Annotated in this window: 13 protein-coding genes; 7 read left to right on the forward strand and 6 right to left on the reverse strand. The window is 74.7% G+C overall.

Features of this window, described 5'->3' with window-relative positions; translation table 11 throughout:
• Positions 1-5 precede the first annotated feature (5 nt).
• On the reverse strand, positions 6-965 hold the full coding sequence (gene galE, locus ABD993_RS09310; RefSeq protein WP_345414738.1) for a UDP-glucose 4-epimerase GalE: 960 nt from the start codon (positions 963-965) through the stop codon (positions 6-8).
• 105 nt (positions 966-1,070) lie between these two features.
• Entirely contained in the window at positions 1,071-1,790 is a 720-nt protein-coding gene (locus ABD993_RS09315; RefSeq protein WP_345414740.1) for an iron-dependent transcriptional repressor DtxR, read from the reverse strand.
• A 344-nt stretch (positions 1,791-2,134) separates the two neighbouring features.
• Between ABD993_RS09315 and ABD993_RS09320 the strand changes: the two genes are divergently transcribed.
• The 3 genes from ABD993_RS09320 (at position 2,135) to ABD993_RS09330 (ending at position 7,101) form a co-directional block, all read left to right on the forward strand.
• On the forward strand, positions 2,135-3,052 hold the full coding sequence (locus ABD993_RS09320) for a sulfurtransferase (RefSeq protein ID WP_425568928.1): 918 nt from the start codon (positions 2,135-2,137) through the stop codon (positions 3,050-3,052).
• Positions 3,053-3,125: 73 nt separating this feature from the next.
• On the forward strand, positions 3,126-4,298 hold the full coding sequence (locus tag ABD993_RS09325; RefSeq protein ID WP_345414741.1) for an acetoin utilization protein AcuC: 1,173 nt from the start codon (positions 3,126-3,128) through the stop codon (positions 4,296-4,298).
• A 4-nt stretch (positions 4,299-4,302) separates the two neighbouring features.
• A complete protein-coding gene (locus ABD993_RS09330; protein ID WP_345414743.1) occupies positions 4,303-7,101 on the forward strand; it encodes a bifunctional acetate--CoA ligase family protein/GNAT family N-acetyltransferase in 2,799 nt (932 codons plus the stop codon).
• Between the two features lie 38 nt (positions 7,102-7,139).
• On the opposite strand, the gene ABD993_RS09335 is transcribed toward ABD993_RS09330, so the two are convergent.
• On the reverse strand, positions 7,140-8,795 hold the full coding sequence (locus ABD993_RS09335; RefSeq protein ID WP_345414745.1) for a fumarate hydratase: 1,656 nt from the start codon (positions 8,793-8,795) through the stop codon (positions 7,140-7,142).
• Between the two features lie 202 nt (positions 8,796-8,997).
• Here ABD993_RS09335 and ABD993_RS09340 point away from each other — a divergent pair, with 202 nt between their 5' ends.
• From ABD993_RS09340 to ABD993_RS09355, 4 genes are all read left to right on the forward strand, one after another.
• Positions 8,998-11,283, forward strand: a complete 2,286-nt coding sequence (locus ABD993_RS09340; protein ID WP_345414747.1) for a phosphotransferase — start codon at positions 8,998-9,000, stop codon at positions 11,281-11,283.
• A gap of 10 nt (positions 11,284-11,293) precedes the next feature.
• Complete coding sequence (locus tag ABD993_RS09345; protein ID WP_345414749.1) at positions 11,294-13,657, forward strand: xanthine dehydrogenase family protein molybdopterin-binding subunit; 2,364 nt, start codon at positions 11,294-11,296, stop codon at positions 13,655-13,657.
• A gap of 64 nt (positions 13,658-13,721) precedes the next feature.
• Positions 13,722-14,546: a fumarylacetoacetate hydrolase family protein gene (locus ABD993_RS09350; RefSeq protein WP_345414750.1), complete on the forward strand. Its 825-nt coding sequence runs from the start codon at positions 13,722-13,724 to the stop codon at positions 14,544-14,546.
• Positions 14,543-15,268 carry a maleylpyruvate isomerase family mycothiol-dependent enzyme gene (locus ABD993_RS09355; RefSeq protein ID WP_345414752.1) on the forward strand — a complete coding sequence of 242 codons (726 nt, stop codon included), beginning with the start codon at positions 14,543-14,545 and terminating at the stop codon, positions 15,266-15,268. Before ABD993_RS09350 ends, ABD993_RS09355 begins: the two co-directional genes overlap by 4 nt.
• Here ABD993_RS09355 and ABD993_RS09360 read toward each other — a convergent pair whose 3' ends face one another.
• From ABD993_RS09360 to ABD993_RS09370, 3 genes are all read right to left on the reverse strand, one after another.
• The gene (locus ABD993_RS09360; protein WP_345414754.1) at positions 15,269-15,985 is read right to left on the reverse strand and encodes a hypothetical protein; all 717 of its coding nucleotides are present in this window, start codon (positions 15,983-15,985) and stop codon (positions 15,269-15,271) included. It abuts the gene before it with no gap.
• A gap of 8 nt (positions 15,986-15,993) precedes the next feature.
• Positions 15,994-16,155 (reverse strand): hypothetical protein, encoded by a 162-nt coding sequence (locus tag ABD993_RS09365; RefSeq protein WP_345414755.1) that lies wholly within the window; start codon positions 16,153-16,155, stop codon positions 15,994-15,996.
• Positions 16,156-16,242: 87 nt separating this feature from the next.
• Positions 16,243-17,286: an esterase/lipase family protein gene (locus tag ABD993_RS09370; RefSeq protein ID WP_345414757.1), complete on the reverse strand. Its 1,044-nt coding sequence runs from the start codon at positions 17,284-17,286 to the stop codon at positions 16,243-16,245.
• Positions 17,287-17,316: the final 30 nt, after the last annotated feature.

Genomic DNA, 17,316 nt, shown 5'->3' on the forward strand with positions numbered 1-17,316 from the left:
CCGGCTCAGGCCTGGGCGCGCTCGCGGGTGAAGCGCCACGCGTCGCCGACCATGTCCTGCAGGCTGCGCGAGGGCTTCCAGCCCAGCTGGTCCGCGGCGCGCTCGGCCGAGGCGATCAGCACCGCGGGGTCCCCGGCGCGGCGCGGGGCCACGGCGGCGGGGATGGCGTGCCCGGTGATGGCGCGACAGGCCTCCACGACCTGCTGTACGGAGTACCCGGTGCCGCTGCCCAGGTTGTAGATCGCGTGCGTGCTGGGCTCGGCCTTCTGCAGCGCGAGCTGGTGCGCCTCGGCCAGGTCGTCCACGTGGATGTAGTCCCGCACGCAGGTGCCGTCCGGGGTCGGCCAGTCGTCGCCGTACATCGCCACGGACTCGCGGGAGCCGGAGGCGACCTGCAGCACGATCGGGATCAGGTGGGTCTCCACCGCGTGCCGCTCGCCGAACCGGCCGTGCGCCCCCGCCACGTTGAAGTACCGCAGGCTCACCGCGGCCAGCCCGTGCGCGTTCGCGTACGAGGTGATCATGGTGTCGATCGCGAGCTTGCCGGCGCCGTACGGGTTGGTCGGCCGGGTGGGGGCGTCCTCCCGGATGGGTACCTCCTCCGGCTCGCCGTAGCAGGCGGCGGTGGAGGAGAAGACCAGCCGCGGGGTGCCGTGCTCGCGGATCGCCTCGAGCAGCCGGAAGGTGGCCACCACGTTGCCGTTCCAGTACAGCTCCGGCTTCGCCACCGACTCGCCGACCAGCGACTTGGCCGCGAAGTGCAGCACCCCGTCGAAGCCCTCGGCCAGCAGCGGGCCCGCCGCCTCGGACAGCTCACCCTGGACGAACCGGGCGCCCTCCGGGACGGCGTCCGCGTGCCCGGTCGACAGGTCGTCGAGCACGACGACCTCGTGGCCCGCCTCCACCAGGTGCGCCGCGTTGACACTGCCCACATAGCCCGCGCCGCCGGTGACGAGCAGCTTCACGAGGTCCTCCTCAGGTCCGTCGATCGAGGTGCCGGAACCGTCTCATGGGGACCGCTCCGGCTCGCGCGCGGGTCGGGGAGGGGCGGGCGTGCCCGGGCCGGGCCCTCAGGAGGCCCGGACGAGGACCGCGTGGGCGATCAGCGGTGCCACGGCCGAGGTCTCGCCGTCCGCGATCACCGGCACGGCGTCCCCGAAGCGCGGGATGGCCCCGACCTCGACGTCTCGACCCGGCACGATCCCCGCCAGCTTGAGCTCGCCCATCAGGTCCGCGTCCACCTGCACGTGCTCGGCGATCCGGCGCACCTCGACCCGGCCACCGCCGCGGCGGGCGAACTCGTCCAGCCGCTGCAGGCCGACCTCGAGGCTCGGCGGGGCAGTGGCGGCGCGGGGGGCACCCTCCGCGCTGGCCCGCAGCTCGTCCAGGCCGGGGATCGGGTTGCCGTACGGGGAGACGCGGGGATCGTCGAGCAGGGCCACGAGCTTGCGCTCGACCGCGTCGCTCATCACGTGCTCCCAGCGGCAGGCCTCGGCGTGCACCAGCTCCCACTCGAGCCCGATGACGTCGATCAGCAGGCGCTCGGCGAGCCGGTGCTTGCGCATCACGGCGACGGCGCGCGAGCGCCCGTCGTCGGTCAGCTCGAGGTGGCGGTCGCCCGCCACGACGACCAGGCCGTCCCGCTCCATGCGGGCGACGGTCTGGCTCACGGTGGGACCGCTCTGCCCGAGGCGCTCGGCGATGCGGGCGCGCAGGGGGACGACGCCCTCCTCCTCCAGTTCGTAGATCGTCCGGAGGTACATCTCGGTGGTGTCGATGAGATCGTTCACGGCCGGCCCCTTCAGTCTGCGGACCAGTCTAGCGACGGGGTCTGGCGCGGCGTCGTCGCCGCAGCCGCACGTCCGTCGGGTCTGGTCGTGGGTGTCTCGTGGTCGCCCGCGGGCATTCTCGCGGGTGCTGGACTCGGGTGGACTCGGTGGGCCCCGGGACCGCTCGTCCCGGGGGTCACAGCCTGGTGGGGTGGTGCCGCTCGGGAGGCCCGGTGCCGGGTGAGCCCCTCGCCCGGGCCCGGCGTGGGCCTGCGTCCCAGGATAGACCGTGCAGGATGGTCGGCGTGTCGCATCCGAGCAGCCAGTCGAGCGCCCCCGGACCGGACCCCGCGTCGGGTCCCGCGGTGGGCGCCGGGTCCGGGGCGGGGGATGAGACCGCCTGGACGACCCCGATCGTCGGTCCCGAGGCCCTCGCGGCGGCCCTGCGCTCCGCCGACCCGCCGGTGGTGTTGGACGTGCGCTGGCGGCTCGGCGGCCCGCACGGGCGTGCCGACCACCTCACCGGGCACGTGCCGACGGCGGGCTTCGTCGACCTGGACTCCGAGCTGGCGGATCCGGCGGGCGGCGGTGGGCCGGGCGGTCGGCACCCGCTGCCCTCGACCGCGCGGCTGGAGAAGGCACTGCGGCTGTGCGGGGTCCGTGGCAGCTCGCGGGTCGTGGCCTACGACGACGGGGACGGATCCGTCGCGGCCCGGGCGTGGTGGCTGCTGCGCTGGGCGGGGCTGCCCGCGGACCGGGTCGCCGTGCTCGACGGGGGCTGGGCGGCCTGGCGGGCGGCCGGCCTGCCCCGGGACACCGGCCCGCTCGCGCCGCAGGACGGCACGATCGTCGTACGACCGGGGCGCATGCCGGTGATCGACGCGAACGGCGCGGCCGCGGTGGCGGACGTGGGCGTCCTGCTGGACGCGCGCGCGGCGGTCCGCTACCGGGGCGAGCAGGAGCCGGTGGACCCCCGGGCGGGGCACGTGCCCGGCGCGGTCAGCGCGCCGTCGACCGAGCACGTCGGGCCGGACGGTCGGTGGCTGTCCCGGGAGGCGCTCGCGGAGCGGTTCGGCGGGCTCGGGGTGGTACGCGGCCGGACCGTCGGGGCCTACTGCGGGTCCGGGGTGGCCGCCGCCTCCGTGGTGCTGGCCCTGGAGTACGCGGGCCTGCGCACCCCGGAGCGGCCCGCATCGCTCTACGCGGGCTCGTGGTCGGACTGGTGCTCGGACCGGTCGCGTCCGGTGGCGACCGGCGCGGAGCCGGGGGAGCCCGGCCCGTGAGCGGCACCGTGCCCGCGAGACGGGGGACCGGTGGGCGTGGCCGGGCCGGCCCGATTCGCCTACGGTCCGCACCATGAGCCCGCGCACCTCGGTGGTCTGGACACCGGAGTTCCTCCGTTACCAGCTCTCGGACGACCATCCGCTCAACCCGGTGCGCCTCGACCTGACCATGCGGCTGGCCGCCGAGCTGGGCGTGCTGGACGGGGTGGAGCTGGTCGAACCGGAGCCCGCCACGGAGGAGGACCTGCTGCGGGTCCACGAGCCCGGGCTGCTCACCGCGGTGCGCTCGGCGCCGGAGATGCCGTTCGACGTGGGGCACGGGCTGGGCACGGACGACAACCCGATCTTCTTCGGCATGCACGAGGCGGCCTCGCTGATCTGCGGCGGCTCGATCCGCGCCGCGCGGGAGATCGCCGAGGGCCGGGCGGACCGCGCGGTGAACCTGGCGGGCGGGCTGCACCACGCCATGCCCGGGCGGGCGGCGGGCTTCTGCGTCTACAACGACTGCGCGGTCGCGATCGCGTGGCTGCTCGAGCAGGGCTACGAACGGATCGCCTACGTGGACGTCGACGTGCACCACGGGGACGGCGTCCAGGTGGCGTTCTACGACGACCCCCGGGTGATGACGGTGTCGCTGCACCAGCACCCGCTCACCCTCTGGCCGGGCACCGGCTGGCCCGCCGAGCTGGGAAAGGGGCCGGGCGAGGGCTACTCGGTGAACGTCCCGCTGCCGCCCGGAACCCGGGACGCGGGCTGGCTGCGCGCCTTCCACGCCGTGGTGCCCGGGCTGCTGGCGGAGTTCCGGCCGCAGATCCTGGTCAGCGAGTGCGGGGCGGACACCCACTCGGACGACCCGCTGGCCGATCTCGAGCTGACCGTCGACGGTCACCGGGCGACCTACCAGGCCATGCGGGAGCTCGCCGAGCGCGTGTCGGACGGGAAGTGGCTCGTCCTGGGCGGCGGCGGGTACTCGCTGTTCCGGGTCGTCCCGCGCTCCTGGACCCATCTGCTGGCCACCGTCCTGGACCGCGACCTGGACCCCAGCACGTCGATCCCCGCGGGCTGGACGGCCCACACGACCGGGATCACCCGGGTGCAGCTGCCGGTCGCGATGACCGACGGCGGCGACCCCTCGTTCCCGGCCTGGGGGGACGGGGAGGCGGACCGCGTCGACAGCGGCATCGTCGACGCCCGGCGTGCCCTCTACCCCCTGCACGGCCTCGACCCCGACGACCCCCGGGACTGAGCACATGACCGAGACCACGACGCCCGGCACCCACCCTGCGACGGACGGACCGGAGCCCACGCCGTCGGGAACGGCCCAGCCGGGGACACCCGGGACCGAGCTGCCGCCCGACCCCGAGGAGGCCCGCGACCCCGTCCGCCCGGACTACCCCCGGCAGTGGGAGGCGGACATCGTCGCCTCGGACGGGCGGATCGTGCACCTGCGCCCGATCGTCCCGTCGGACGCCGACGCGCTGCTGGCCTTCCACCAGCAGCTCTCCGACCGCACCCGCTACCTGCGGTACTTCGGTCCCTACCCGCGGATCCCCCCGCGCGACCTCGAGCGGTTCGTGACCGTCGACCACCACAAGCGCGTGGCGTTCGTGGCGCTGCTCGGGGACGAGATCATCGCGGTGGGCCGCTACGAGGGCCTGGACGACCCGAAGCGGCCGGAGGCGCCGGTGACCTCGGCCGAGGTCGCCTTCGTGGTCCGAGACGACCACCAGGGCCGTGGGCTGGGCTCGATCCTGCTCGAGCACCTGGCCGCCGCGGCCCGCGAGCGGGGCCTGGACCGGTTCGAGGCGGAGGTGCTGGTCGAGAACCACACCATGGTCCGGGTCTTCCGCGAGGCCGGGTACCAGGTGCGGCGGGCCTTCGCCGAGGGCGTGCTGCACCTCGAGTTCGACATCGACCCCACCGAGCGCTCGATCGCGGTGCGGGACTCCCGCGAGCAGGCCGCCGAGGCCCGCAGCGTCACCAACGTGCTGCACCCGACGTCGGTCGCGGTCATCGGGGCGTCCACCGACCCCGCCAAGATCGGCCATGCGGTGCTGGCCAACCTGCTCAAGGCGAACTTCACCGGGCCCGTCTACCCGGTGAACGCGGACGCGCGCTCGGTGCGCGGGGTGCGGGCCTACGCCTCGGTCACCGACATCCCCGACCCGGTCGACCTGGCCGTCGTCGCGATCCCGGCCGCGGGCGTGGACGAGGTCATGGACTCCTGCCTGGAGAAGGGCGTGAAGGCGCTGGTCGTGGTCAGCTCCGGGTTCGCGGACGCGGGGGCGGACGGGATCAGCGCGGAGCGCAAGCTCGTCACGGAGGCCCGCGCGCACGGGATGCGGGTGATCGGGCCGAACGCGCTGGGCGTGGCGAACCTGGCGGACGAGGTGCGGCTCAACGCCACGTTGGCGCCGGAGCTGCCCGCCCGCGGGCGGGTCGGGTTCTTCTGCCAGTCCGGTGCGCTCGGCACCGCGATCCTCGCGTCCGCGCAGTCCCGCGGGCTCGGGCTGTCGACGTTCGTCAGCGCGGGCAACCGGGCGGACGTGTCCGCGAACGACCTGCTGCAGTACTGGCAGACCGACGCCGAGACGGACGTCGTGCTGCTCTACCTGGAGACCTTCGGCAACCCGCGCAAGTTCGGCAGGCTCGCCCGCCGGCTGGCGCGCACCAAGCCGGTGGTCGCGGTGAAGTCCGGCCGCAACGCCTCGCCCGCGCGGCTGCGCGAGGCCGCCGTGCCGATAGACGACGCGAGCGTCCGGGCGCTGTTCGAGCAGTCCGGCGTGATCCGGGTCGAGACGATCGCGCAGCTGTTCGACACCGCCCTGCTGCTCGCCTACCAGCCGTTGCCGCGCGGGCGGCGGGTCGCGGTCGTCGGCAACTCGACGGCGCTGAACGTCCTGGTCGGCGACGCGCTGATCGACGAGGGCATGGTCGCGGCGGCCGATCCGGTGGACGTCGGGGCGGCGGCCACGCCCGAGGAGTTCGCGGGCGCGGTGGAGGCGGCGCTGGCGGCCACCGGCCCGGACGAGGCGGACTCGCTGGTCGTGGTGTTCGTGCCGCCCATCGCCACGCCGGGGGCGGAGTACGCCCGGGTGGTGCGGGAGCGCACCGCGGGATCGGACAAGCCGGTCGCGGCGGTGTTCCTCGCCGTCGAGGGTGTGCCTGCGGAGCTGGCGCAGCCACTGCCGGACGGGCGGCCGGGGCCGGGCTCGGTGCCGTCCTACGCCAGCCCCGAGCGGGCGGTGCAGGCGCTGTCGAGGGTCGCCCGGTACGCGGCGTGGCGGTCCCAGCCGGTGGGCGAGTTCGTGCGGCCCGAGGGCATCGACCTGGAGGCGGCGCGCGCGGTCGTGGCCCGGTTCGGCATCGAGGACCGGGAACGTGCCCTGACCGACGACGAGGCCGTCGAGCTGTTGTCCTGCTTCGGGATCCCGCTCATCGCGTTCCGTCGCGTGCGGGGCGCGGAGGCCGTCGAGCGGGCGGCGGACGAGCTCGGCTACCCGATCGCGCTCAAGGCGGTGGGGGAGCGGTGGCGACACCGCACCGACCTGGTGGGGGTCCGGCTGGACCTGGGTTCGGCCGCGGCGGTCCGCCGGGCGTTCGCCGACCTGGAGCGGGTCACCGGCCGGGACGAGGTCTACGTGCAGCGGATGGCGCCCCGGGGGCCGTCGTGCGTGCTGGAGGTGGCGGAGGACCCGTCGTTCGGGTCGCTGTTGTCCTTCGGACTGTCCGGTATGGCCACCCAGCTGCTGGACGACCGGGCGTTCCGCGTGGTGCCGCTCACGGCCGAGGACGCCACCGCGCTGGTCAGGGCCCCGCGGGCGGCGCCGTTGCTGACCGGGTACCGGGGCTCGGAGCCCGTGCGGCTCGAGGCGCTGGAGGACCTGGCGCTGCGGGTCGCCGTGATGGCCGACGAGCTCCCGGAGGTGCGCTCGCTGGCCCTCGACCCCGTGCTGGCAGGCGTCGAGGGCGCGTCGGTGACCGGCGCGCGGGTGGTGCTGGGCCCGCCCCCGAGCCGGGACGACCAGGGCCCCCGCCGGCTGCGCTGAGCGCGGCGGGCGGGCGCCGGGGCCGATCGGGGCCGCGCTCAGGTGCGGAAGGTGACCTGCAGGGTGGGGGTGCTGGTCTCGGCGAAGAAGTCGTTGCCCTTGTCGTCCACCACGACGAACGCGGGGAAGTCCTCGACCTCGATCCTCCAGACCGCCTCCATGCCGAGCTCCGGGTACTCCAGGACCTCGACCCTGCGGATGCAGTCCTGCGCCAGCCGGGCCGCGGGGCCGCCGATCGAGCCCAGGTAGAACCCGCCGTTCGCGGCGCATGAGTCCGTGACCTGCTTCGACCGGTTGCCCTTGGCCAGCATGACCAGCGAGCCGCCCGCCTGCTGGAACTGCGCGACGTAGGAGTCCATCCGACCCGCCGTCGTCGGGCCGAAGGAGCCGGAGGCGTAGCCCTCGGGCGTCTTCGCCGGTCCGGCGTAGTACACCGGGTGGTCCTTCAGGTACTGCGGCATCTCCTCGCCCGCGTCCAGCCGCTCGGCGATCTTGGCGTGGGCGATGTCACGGGCCACGACCAACGGGCCGGTCAGCGACACCCGCGTCTTCACCGGCAGCGAGGACAGCAGGGACCGGATCTCGGCCATCGGCCGGGTCAGGTCCACCTGCACGACGTCCGCGGACTCGGGGAGCTGCTCCTCGGTCACGTCCGGCAGGTACTTGGCCGGGTCGAACTCGAGCTGCTCCAGGAACACGCCGTCCGCGGTGATCTTGGCCTTGGCCTGGCGGTCCGCGGAGCAGGACACCGCGATCCCGACGGGGAGCGAGGCGCCGTGGCGCGGCAGCCGGATCACCCTGACGTCGTGGCAGAAGTACTTGCCGCCGAACTGGGCGCCGATGCCGAAGTTCCGGGTCAGCTCCAGGACCTGCTGCTCCAGCTCGGGATCGCGGATGGCGTGCCCGAGCTCCGAGCCCGAGGTGGGCAGCGTGTCCAGGTACCGCGCGGACGCCAGCTTGGCCACCTTGAGTGTGTACTCCGCCGACATCCCGCCCACGACGACCGCGAGGTGGTAGGGCGGGCAGGCCGCGGTGCCGAGCGAGCGCAGCTTCTCGTCCAGGAAGGCGGCCAGCCGCTTGGGGTTCAGCAGCGCCTTGGTCTCCTGGTAGAGGAAGGTCTTGTTGGCCGAGCCGCCGCCCTTGGCCATCACCAGGAACTCGTACTTCGGCTTCTGCCCGGGGACCGAGTACAGCTCGACCTGGGCGGGCAGGTTGGTCCCCGTGTTCTTCTCGTCCCAGAACGAGATCGGGGCCATCTGCGAGTAGCGCAGGTTGAGCTGGTCGTAGGCCTCGAAGACGCCGCGGGAGACGGCCTCCTCGTCGTTCCCGCCGGTCAGGACCGTCTCGGTCTTCTTGCCGACGACGATCGCGGTGCCGGTGTCCTGACACATCGGCAGTACCCCGCCCGCGGAGACGCAGGCGTTGCGCAGCAGGTCCGTGGCCACGAAGCGGTCGTTCCCGGAGGCCTCGGGATCGTCCACGATCGCGCGGAGCTGGGCCAGGTGCGAGGGCCGCAGGTGGTGCTGGATGTCCTTGACGGCCTCGCGGACGAGGCCGGTGATCGTGGTGGGGTCGATCTCGAGGAAGGTCCGGCCGGCCGCTTCCACGACCTTCCCGGCGGGAAGGTCGAGCTCGCGGTACTCGGTCTGATCATCCCCGAGCGGGAGCACGTCGGTGTGGTGGAACTCGGGCATGCGAGGACGCTACCCCCGCAGCCCCCGCGACCAGGAGCCGTACGGGACGTGATCCCCGTCCGTCGTCCGGCACGCGCCGCTCGGCGCCCCCGCCGCGTTCATCGACCGTTCATCCCCCACATGTCCGACGGTCTCCTGGGCGTATTGCTACGTTCGCGCAGTGTTGGGGTCTGCCGGAGTACGAGCCGCCACCCGTCCGGTGGTGGCCGCCGTCCGGGATCCCGCGTACAGGGACGGACTGGCCCTCGTGCTGGGCTCCGGCCTCACGAGCGTCGTCGGACTGGCGTACTGGGTGCTGGCCGCCCGGCTGCTGCCGCCCGCGGCCGTCGGTGTGGACCAGGCGGCGCTCTCCGCGGTGATGCTGCTCGGCGGCGTCGCGCACCTCAACCTGACCTACGCGCTGCTGCGGTTCGTACCGGTCGCAGGCCGCGCCGCCCGCCGCATGGTGGTGCTGGGGTACCTGGTCGTCGTGCTGCTCGCGGCCCTCGTCGGAGGGGTCTTCGCACTCGGCGCGCCGTGGTGGGCCCCGGAGTTGGTCGCCGCCGTCGGGCAGGATCGTCTGCTGGTGTTCTTCGGCCTGGCCACGCCGGTGTGGGCGCTGTTCACCGTGCAGGACTACGTGCTGACGGCGATCGGCCGGGCCACCCTGGTGCCGCTGGAGAACATCGTGTTCGCCGTGCTGAAGGTCGGGCTGCTGGCCGCGGCGCTGACCGCCACGGTGACCGGCGCGATCGCCGTGTCCTGGATGGTGGCCACCACGGTCCTGGTGCTGGCGGTCACCGTGTGGCTGCTCGTGCGCGCGCTGCCCCGCTTCGGCGAGGAGCACACGGTTGCCGCCCGCCCGGTCACGCTCCGGGAGCTGGGCCGGTTCGTCCGCGCCGACTACGCGGGCTCGGTGTGCCAGCAGGGCGCCATGTTCGGCATGCCGCTGCTGGTGCTGGCGCTCACCGACCCCGCGGCCACCGCGGTCTACGGCGTGGTCTGGCAGCTGGCGCAGACGCTGTTCGTCGTGTCGTCGGGGATGAACCAGTCGATGGTCGCGCACGGTGCCGCCGACCCGGCCGGGGCGGACGCCGCCCGCCGCCGGACGGTCGGCCGGTCGCTGCGGCTCGTCGTCCCCGGTGCGGTGGTCCTCGCCCTGGGCGGCCCGCTGGTCCTGGCCGTGTTCGGGGACCACTACGCCCGCGAGGGAGCCGTCGTCCTGGCGCTGACCTCGCTCGCCGCGATCCCATACGCCGTGACCTCGTCGATGGTCGGTGCCGCGCGGCTGCGGCAGTGGGGGCGCATCCAGTTCGGGGTGCCCGCGGCGGCCGCCGTGCTGGTGATCGGCGGTTCGGTGGTCCTGGTCCCGGCGCTCGGCCTCGCAGGCGCGGGCCTGGCCTGGCTGGTCGGCCAGTCGCTGGTCGCCGTCGTGATCCTGCTGGCCACGGCCCGCTGGCTGCCGCCGGGGCTGTCCGGCCGGATCGACGCGGTGCGCTCGGCCGGGCTGCTCCGCCGGGTGGACTCCGCGGCGGCGCACCTGCGGTTGCCCGAGGCCTCCGCCTGGCAGGTGCGCAGGCGGCTCGCGGGCGGCTCGGAGTCGGTCGTCGCCGTGATCGGGCCGGACGACGGGCCGCACGGCGCGCTGCTGAAGGCCAGCGACACCCCGCGCAGCCGCGACGGCCTCGCCTGGCAGACCGAGGTGCTGGACCGGCTGCACGCCGACGAGCGCCTCGGCCGCCTGCACGCACTGCTGCCCGAGGTCCTCGGGGCGGGCGACGTGGGCGAGAGCTACTGCGTGATCGAATCGCTGCTGCCCGGCGAGAGCGGGCTGCACGCGCTGCGGGACCCGGAGCGGACGGAGACGTTCGTCGCCAGCGCGACGGACGCGATCGAGCGGCTGCACCGCTGCACGGGCCGGATCCGGGTGGTCGGGGACGCCGAGCTGCGCGCCTGGGTCCACGAGCCCCTGGATCGGGTGCGCGAGATCGTCCCCACGGTGCTGCGGCAGGAGACCCACTGGCTGGCCGAGCACCTCGACGCCGCGCTGCGCGGCCGCCGGGCCCGCGTCGGCTGGACCCACGGCGACTTCGGGCCGGTCAACCTGCTCGCCGACTCCGACGGGCGGGTCACCGGGATCGTCGACTGGTGCGAGGCCAGGCCGGACGGCCTGCAGGTGCTGGACGTGGTGGTGATGAGCCAGTTCTGCGTGGTGCACGGCACCGGCGGCCCCGAGCTGGGCACGCTGGTGCAGCGGTGGCTCGCCGACCCGCCCGACCAGGTCCGACGGGCCCAGCGGAGGCTGGGCGGGGACCCCGTCGATCCCCGGGTGCTCACCACGCTCGGCTGGTTGCAGCACGTGGCGGAGGTGGCCCGCAAGTCCGCGCGGGCGGCGGCGAACCCGGTCTGGAACCGGCGGAACGTGCGCAGCCCCCTGCGCCGTGCCCGGCAGGTGCTCGACCGCGGCGTGTCCCCGGCTCAACCGGAGGATCCACCGGTTCGGGCGTAGGGTGAGTCACATGCCTGGATCCATCCTGGGAACCGCGGTCCGTCGGGTCGAGGACCCGGACCTGATCACCGGTGCGACGACGTACGTCGGCAACCTCGTCGCCGCCCGTCCGGACGCCCTGCACGCCGTGTTCGTCCGCTCCCCGCTCGCCCACGCCCTGATCACCGGGATCGACACCGCCGAGGCGGAGGCGGCCGAGGACGTCGTCGCGGTCTTCACCGCCGCGACCCTGGACCTGCCCGCGCACCACGGGCTCGTCGCGCTCAACGAGCACACCCCGCGCCCGCCGCTGGCGATCGACCGGGTGCGGTTCGTGGGCGAGGCGGTCGCGGTGGTCGTCGCGCGCACCCGCGCCGCGGCCGTCGACGCCGCCGAGCTGGTGGAGGTCGACTACGACCCGCTGCCCGCCGTCGTCGACCCGGAGGCGGCCCTGGCGCCGGACGCCGAGCTGCAGTTCCCCGAGCTGGGCAGCAACGTCGCGGCCGGGCTGCGGGTCGAGGACCCGGAGGCGGCGCTGGCGGGCGCCGAGGTGGTCGTCCGGGCCCGGATGGTGAACCAGCGGCTCGCGGTGGTCCCCATGGAGGGCAACGCGATCCTCGCCGACCCCACGACGGCGGACTTCCCGCTGACCGTGCACGTGTCGACGCAGATGCCGCACCTGTTCCGCACGCTGGCGGGGAGGCTCTTCGGCTACGAGCAGGACGACGTCCGGGTCGTCGCCCCGCACGTCGGCGGGGGGTTCGGCGGCAAGGCGGGCCTGATCGCCGAGCACACGGCGACGATCGGGGCCGCGCGGGCGCTCGGCGCGCCCGTCGCGTGGGTCGAGACCCGCTCGGAGAACCTGCAGTCGATGCCGCACGGCCGCGGCCAGATCGCCTACTACGAGCTCGGCCTGACCCGCGAGGGCCGGATGACCGGCCTGCGCTGCCGGGTGATCGGGGACTCGGGCGCCTACGCGGGCTTCGGCGGGGCGCTGCCGCTGAACCAGACCTACATGATGGCGCCGGGGGTCTACGACATCCCCGTCGTCCGCTACGACGCCGTCTCGGCGATGACCACGACCACGCCGATGGGCGCCGTCCGCGGGGCGGGCAGGCCGGAGGCCGCCGCCCACCTGGAGCGCCTGGTGGACCTCGCCGCGGTCGAGCTGGGCATCGACCCGGTCGAGCTGCGCCGCCGCAACCTCCTCGATCCCGCGGCGTTCCCGCTGGTCACGCCGGTGGGCGCACAGTACGACGTCGGCGACTACGACCTGCCGCTGCGCGAGGCGCTGCGGCTGGGGGACTACGAGAAGCTGCGCGAGGAGCAGGCCGCCCGCCGCGAGGCGGACGATCCGGTGCAGCTCGGGATCGGGCTGGCCGTCTACGTGGAGATCACCGCGGGCGGCGGCGGGAGCGAGTACGGCTCGGTGCGGGTGCACAGTGTCGACAACGCAGCAGGCACCCCGAGCGTCACAGTGCAGGCCGGGACCTCGGCGCACGGCCAGGGGCACGCCACGTCCTTCGCGATGCTGGTCTCGGACCGGCTCGGCATCCCCTTCGAGAACATCCGCTACGAGCAGTCGGACACCGCGAGCGTGCCGCGCGGCGGCGGCACCGGCGGGTCGCGGTCGCTGCAGATGGGCGGGTCGGCGGTGCGGGTGGCCGCCGACGACGTCCGGGAGCAGGCCGTCCGACGGGCGGCGGCGCTGCTGGAGGCGAACCCCTCGGACGTGGAGCTGACCGAGGACGGCGCCTTCGGGGTGGCCGGTGTGCCGAGCGCCACGGTGTCCTGGGCGCAGGTCCTGGAGGAGGGCGAGCTGTTCGCGGGGCTCGACGAGAAGCAGGCGGGCGCGACCTTCCCGTTCGGTGCGCACCTGTCCGTCGTCGAGGTGGACACCCTGACCGGTCGGGTCACCCCGCGCAGCCACATCGCCGTCGACGACTGCGGGCGGGTACTGAACCCGCTGCTCGTCGAGGGTCAGCAGCACGGCGGGCTGGCGCAGGGCATCGCCCAGGCGCTGTTCGAGGAGGTGGTGTTCGACGCCGACGGCAACCCCACCACCGGCACCCTCGCGGACTACCACATCCCCACCGCCGCGGACCTGTTCCCGTTCGAGGCCGTCACCACCGAGACGCCCACCCACATGAACGTGCTGGGCGCCAAGGGGATCGGCGAGTCCGCGACCATCGGCTCCACCCCGGCCGTGCAGAACGCGGTGGTCGACGCGCTGGCTCACCTCGGCGTCCGACACATCGACCTGCCCTGCACCCCGGAGCGGGTCTGGCGTGCCGTGCAGGCGGGCGCCGTCGACCCGTGGCGCGAGCCGCCCGCCGTCTTCGAGGATCTTCCGGTCCGGGGCGCGGACACGAAGGACGAGAGCGGGGCGATCTGACCCCCGGGGCTGAAATCGGACCGGCGGTGGCGCAGACTCATGCCGTGACGCGAGGAGCGAGGGCATGAGGCTGGCCACCATCCGGACCGTGGCGGGCACCCGGGCCGTCCGGCTCGACGGGGAGACGGCGACGGAGACCGGCGAAGCGGACCTGCGGGCCCTGCTGTCCCGGCCGGACTGGCGGGAGCACGCCGGGGCGGCGGCGGGTCCGGTGCACGCGGTGGCGGGGCTGGACTACGCCCCGCTGGTACCGAGCCCGGAGAAGATCCTCTGCATCGGGCTGAACTACCGCGACCACGTGCGGGAGATGGGCAACGAGCTGCCCGAGTACCCCACGGTGTTCGCGAAGTTCGCGCCCGCGCTGGTCGGCGCCCACGACGAGATCGAGCTGCCCGTGGTCTCCGAGCAGGTGGACTACGAGGCCGAGCTGACCGTGGTGATCGGCTCGTCGGTGCGGAACGCGGACGACGCCGCGGCGGAGGCGGCGATCGCCGGGTACACCGTGCTCAACGACGTGAGCGTGCGGGACTACCAGTACCGCACCAGCCAGTTCCTGCAGGGCAAGACGTTCGAGCACTCCACCCCGCTCGGGCCGGTGCTGGTCACCCCGGACGAGCTGCCTGCGGGCGGCCTCCCGATCTCCACCACGCTGGACGGCGAGGTCATGCAGTCCTCGACCACCGACCAGCTCGTGTTCGGGGCGGTGGACCTGGTCAAGTACCTGTCCACGATCCTCACGCTGAACCCCGGGGACGTCATCGCGACCGGCACGCCCGGCGGGGTCGGGCACGCCAGGAAGCCTCCGCGCTACCTCACCGACGGGGCCGAGCTGGTCACCACGGTCGAGGGCGTCGGCGAGCTCCGGAACGTCTGCCGGCTCGCCAAGTGACGCGCACGCTCGCCCTGTCCCTGGCCTGGGCGGGGGACGGCGCGGCGCACCTGCGCGGGCTCATGGACCGGATGGGGGACGACGCCTTCGCCGCCCCCTCGGCGTTGCCCGGCTGGACCCGTGCCCACGTGCTCAGCCACGTCGCGCGCAACGCCGACGCGCTGATGAACCTGCTGCACTGGGCCCGCACCGGCGAGGAGACCCCGGCCTACGCGAGCCGGGAGGCTCGGGACGCGGACATCGCCGCCGGTGCCGCCCGCCCGCCCGCCGCGATCCGCGAGGACGTGGTCTCGACCTCGGACACCCTGGCACAGGTGGTCAAGGCCATGCCGGAGGACGCGTGGCGGGCCACCATCCGCAACTCGCAGGGCGTGGAGGTGCCCGCCACCGAGATCGCCTGGATGCGGGCGCGGGAGATGTGGATCCACTCCGTGGACCTGGACGTCGGGGCCTCGTTCGAGGATTTCCCGCAACCCATGCTGTGCGAGCTGGTGGGGGACGTCGCCGCGATGCTCTCCGCGCGCGAGGGCGTGCCCGCGGTGCGGCTCGTCGCGGCGGACCGCTCCCGGGTGTGGTCGATCGGCGAGGGCGGGGTCTCCGTCGAGGCGCCCGTCGCCGACCTCGCGGAGTGGGTGTCCGGGCGGGGTCGGTCCCGCCGGGTCCGGGCGCGCACGGCCGAGGGCGAGCGCGCGGAGGTCCCCGAGCTGCCGCGCTGGCTGTAGCTAGCGCCCGTCGAGCTTGGACTGCAGCGCGTCCAGCCTGGCCAGCGCCTCGTCCAGGCGGGCGTGCAGCACCGCGACCTCGGCGGAGAGCAGGGCCACCGTGCCCGGGTCCTCGGTCGTCGCGGTGGGCGCGACCGGCTGCTGCGGCGGCGCGGGCGCGCCCGCCGTGCCGTCCTGGAGCACCTGAGCCACCCCGGCCAGCTCCCCGAAACGCTGCGGGGTCAGGGTGGGCCGGTCGGCGGCGCAATGCCCGCAGACCGGCAGCAGCTTGCGCCACCCGACGGTGCCCGCCCCGGAGTCCGCCAGCAGCTCGGCCGGACGGCCGCACTCGCACCGGCCGATCCGGACCGCCCCGACCCGTTGGCGCGCGTAGCGCAGCCCGCGTTCGTAGCGCCGGTACCGGCCCGACGCGAAGACCTCGAGCAGCACGGCGCTGCGGTGGTCCGGCTCGCACGCGAGGTCCCGCGCCGCGCCGATGTCGTGGAAACAGTAGAAGCCGCAGTCGCACCACCGCGACGGACAGGCGTGCCGCGAGCCGTGCGCGCACAGCGCGTCGTCCACCGCGCGGTAGACGTGCGCCCTGCCGAGGGTGACCCCGCTGAACCCGCAGCTGCGGCCGTCCGCCGCGACCATCGGGTAGGCGAGCTTGAACCCCGGCAGGGGCTCGTCGGAGTGTTCGCGCGGGCTGCGGGCGAACGGGGCGAACGACCCGCCCATCGGGACGGCTAGGCCCGGACCGGCTGTTCGGCCGGGAGTTCCTCGGCGATCCCGGCGGTGACCGCGGCCACGCTCGGGGTCGTCTTCTCGGCCGGTTCCCGCGACTCCGCGAGGCGGTCCGCCTCGCGGTCCACGGCCAGGCCCTCCGCCAGCTTCCTGCCCAACCTCATGACGCCTCCCGAGACTCGGTGCACGCTCGTGTACCAGGCTGATCCCTTCGGCGGCGGTTGTCCAGAGCAGGGCATGACGACCGTGTTTCAGCAGGGGGTGTCGCGGGTGTAGCAGGGGGGTGCGGGCTCCTCCGACACCGCCGTCCGGGGGAGATCGACCTCCGCCCGCACCGCGGCGGTGCCCCGGCGCAGCGCGGCGGCGGTGATCCCGGCCGCCTGGGCGGCCGCGCAGGTGGACTGCCGGATCCGGGCCGGGTCGGCGGGACCGGGGTTGCGCAGGGCGTCGACGACCAGGCCGAGACTCACCGCATCGGACAGCCCGAGCGCACCGTGGTCGGTCCGTCTGCCGGGGCAGACCTGCTGCACGGACACCGTCGGGACGCCGAGCAGGGTCGACGCGGTCGCGGGCGGCGTGACGACGACGTCGTCGGTGGAGACCACCACGCTGTAGTCGATGCCGGGGAAGGTCTGCGCGCCGGAGTTCAGCGCCTCGACGAACGCGGACCCGGCGGCCTGCTGGCGGTCGGCGGCGCTGCAGGCGGGCGGGCAGGTGAACGCGGTGGTGCCTGCGTTGGGCGGGCCGAGGGCGACGACGTCGGAGACGAGGGGGCGCAGGTCCGGCCAGAACCGCAGCGCCCAGCGGACGACGACCCCGCCCTGGCTGTGCCCGACGACCGCGACCTTCCGGCCGGTGTCCGCGGCGATCGTCCGGATGGCGTGGACGACGTACTGCGCGCGCACCGCGATGTCCCCGGTGTTGCGCTCGGGCGCGGTCGACAGGCAGGTCGCGAACCCCGCGGCGGTGAGCACGGGCCGCACGCCCCAGGAGTAGGCCGTCGCCGGGTCCGCCCCGGTGCCGGACAGCAGCAGCACCGTGTCCCGGTTCGCCCGGGCGCGGGTGCACTCCAGGCTCGCCGCGAGGTCGGCGGCGGGGACCGTGAGCGCGGGCCCGGCACGGTCGACCGGCGCGAAGGCGGGCGGCGGGGGCCCGGTCGTCCCCGTGGCCTGGGCGGCGGGCGGCGCGGCGACGACGGGCCGCAGCGTGGCCCCCGTCAGCGCGGCGTACACCCCGACCACGAGCCCGACCACCACGACGACCGCGGCGCCCACCCGAAGGACGGTTCCCCCCATCGCGCACCCCCTCCCGCGCAGTATGGAGCC

The organism is Pseudonocardia xishanensis (genome assembly GCF_039541715.1).
Lineage (GTDB): Bacteria > Actinomycetota > Actinomycetes > Mycobacteriales > Pseudonocardiaceae > Pseudonocardia > Pseudonocardia xishanensis.

What these genes read in the sequence shown, in the direction of transcription:
- ABD993_RS09350 (WP_345414750.1), top strand. Translation starts at nt 13,722, where the DNA reads ATGAGGCTGGCCACCATCCGGACCGTGGCGGGCACCCGGGCCGTCCGG.
- ABD993_RS09360 (WP_345414754.1), bottom strand. Translation starts at nt 15,985, where the DNA reads ATGGGCGGGTCGTTCGCCCCGTTCGCCCGCAGCCCGCGCGAACACTCC.
- ABD993_RS09370 (WP_345414757.1), bottom strand. Translation starts at nt 17,286, where the DNA reads ATGGGGGGAACCGTCCTTCGGGTGGGCGCCGCGGTCGTCGTGGTGGTC.
- ABD993_RS09330 (WP_345414743.1), top strand. Translation starts at nt 4,303, where the DNA reads ATGACCGAGACCACGACGCCCGGCACCCACCCTGCGACGGACGGACCG.
- ABD993_RS09365 (WP_345414755.1), bottom strand. Translation starts at nt 16,155, where the DNA reads ATGAGGTTGGGCAGGAAGCTGGCGGAGGGCCTGGCCGTGGACCGCGAG.
- ABD993_RS09345 (WP_345414749.1), top strand. Translation starts at nt 11,294, where the DNA reads ATGCCTGGATCCATCCTGGGAACCGCGGTCCGTCGGGTCGAGGACCCG.
- ABD993_RS09325 (WP_345414741.1), top strand. Translation starts at nt 3,126, where the DNA reads ATGAGCCCGCGCACCTCGGTGGTCTGGACACCGGAGTTCCTCCGTTAC.
- ABD993_RS09335 (WP_345414745.1), bottom strand. Translation starts at nt 8,795, where the DNA reads ATGCCCGAGTTCCACCACACCGACGTGCTCCCGCTCGGGGATGATCAG.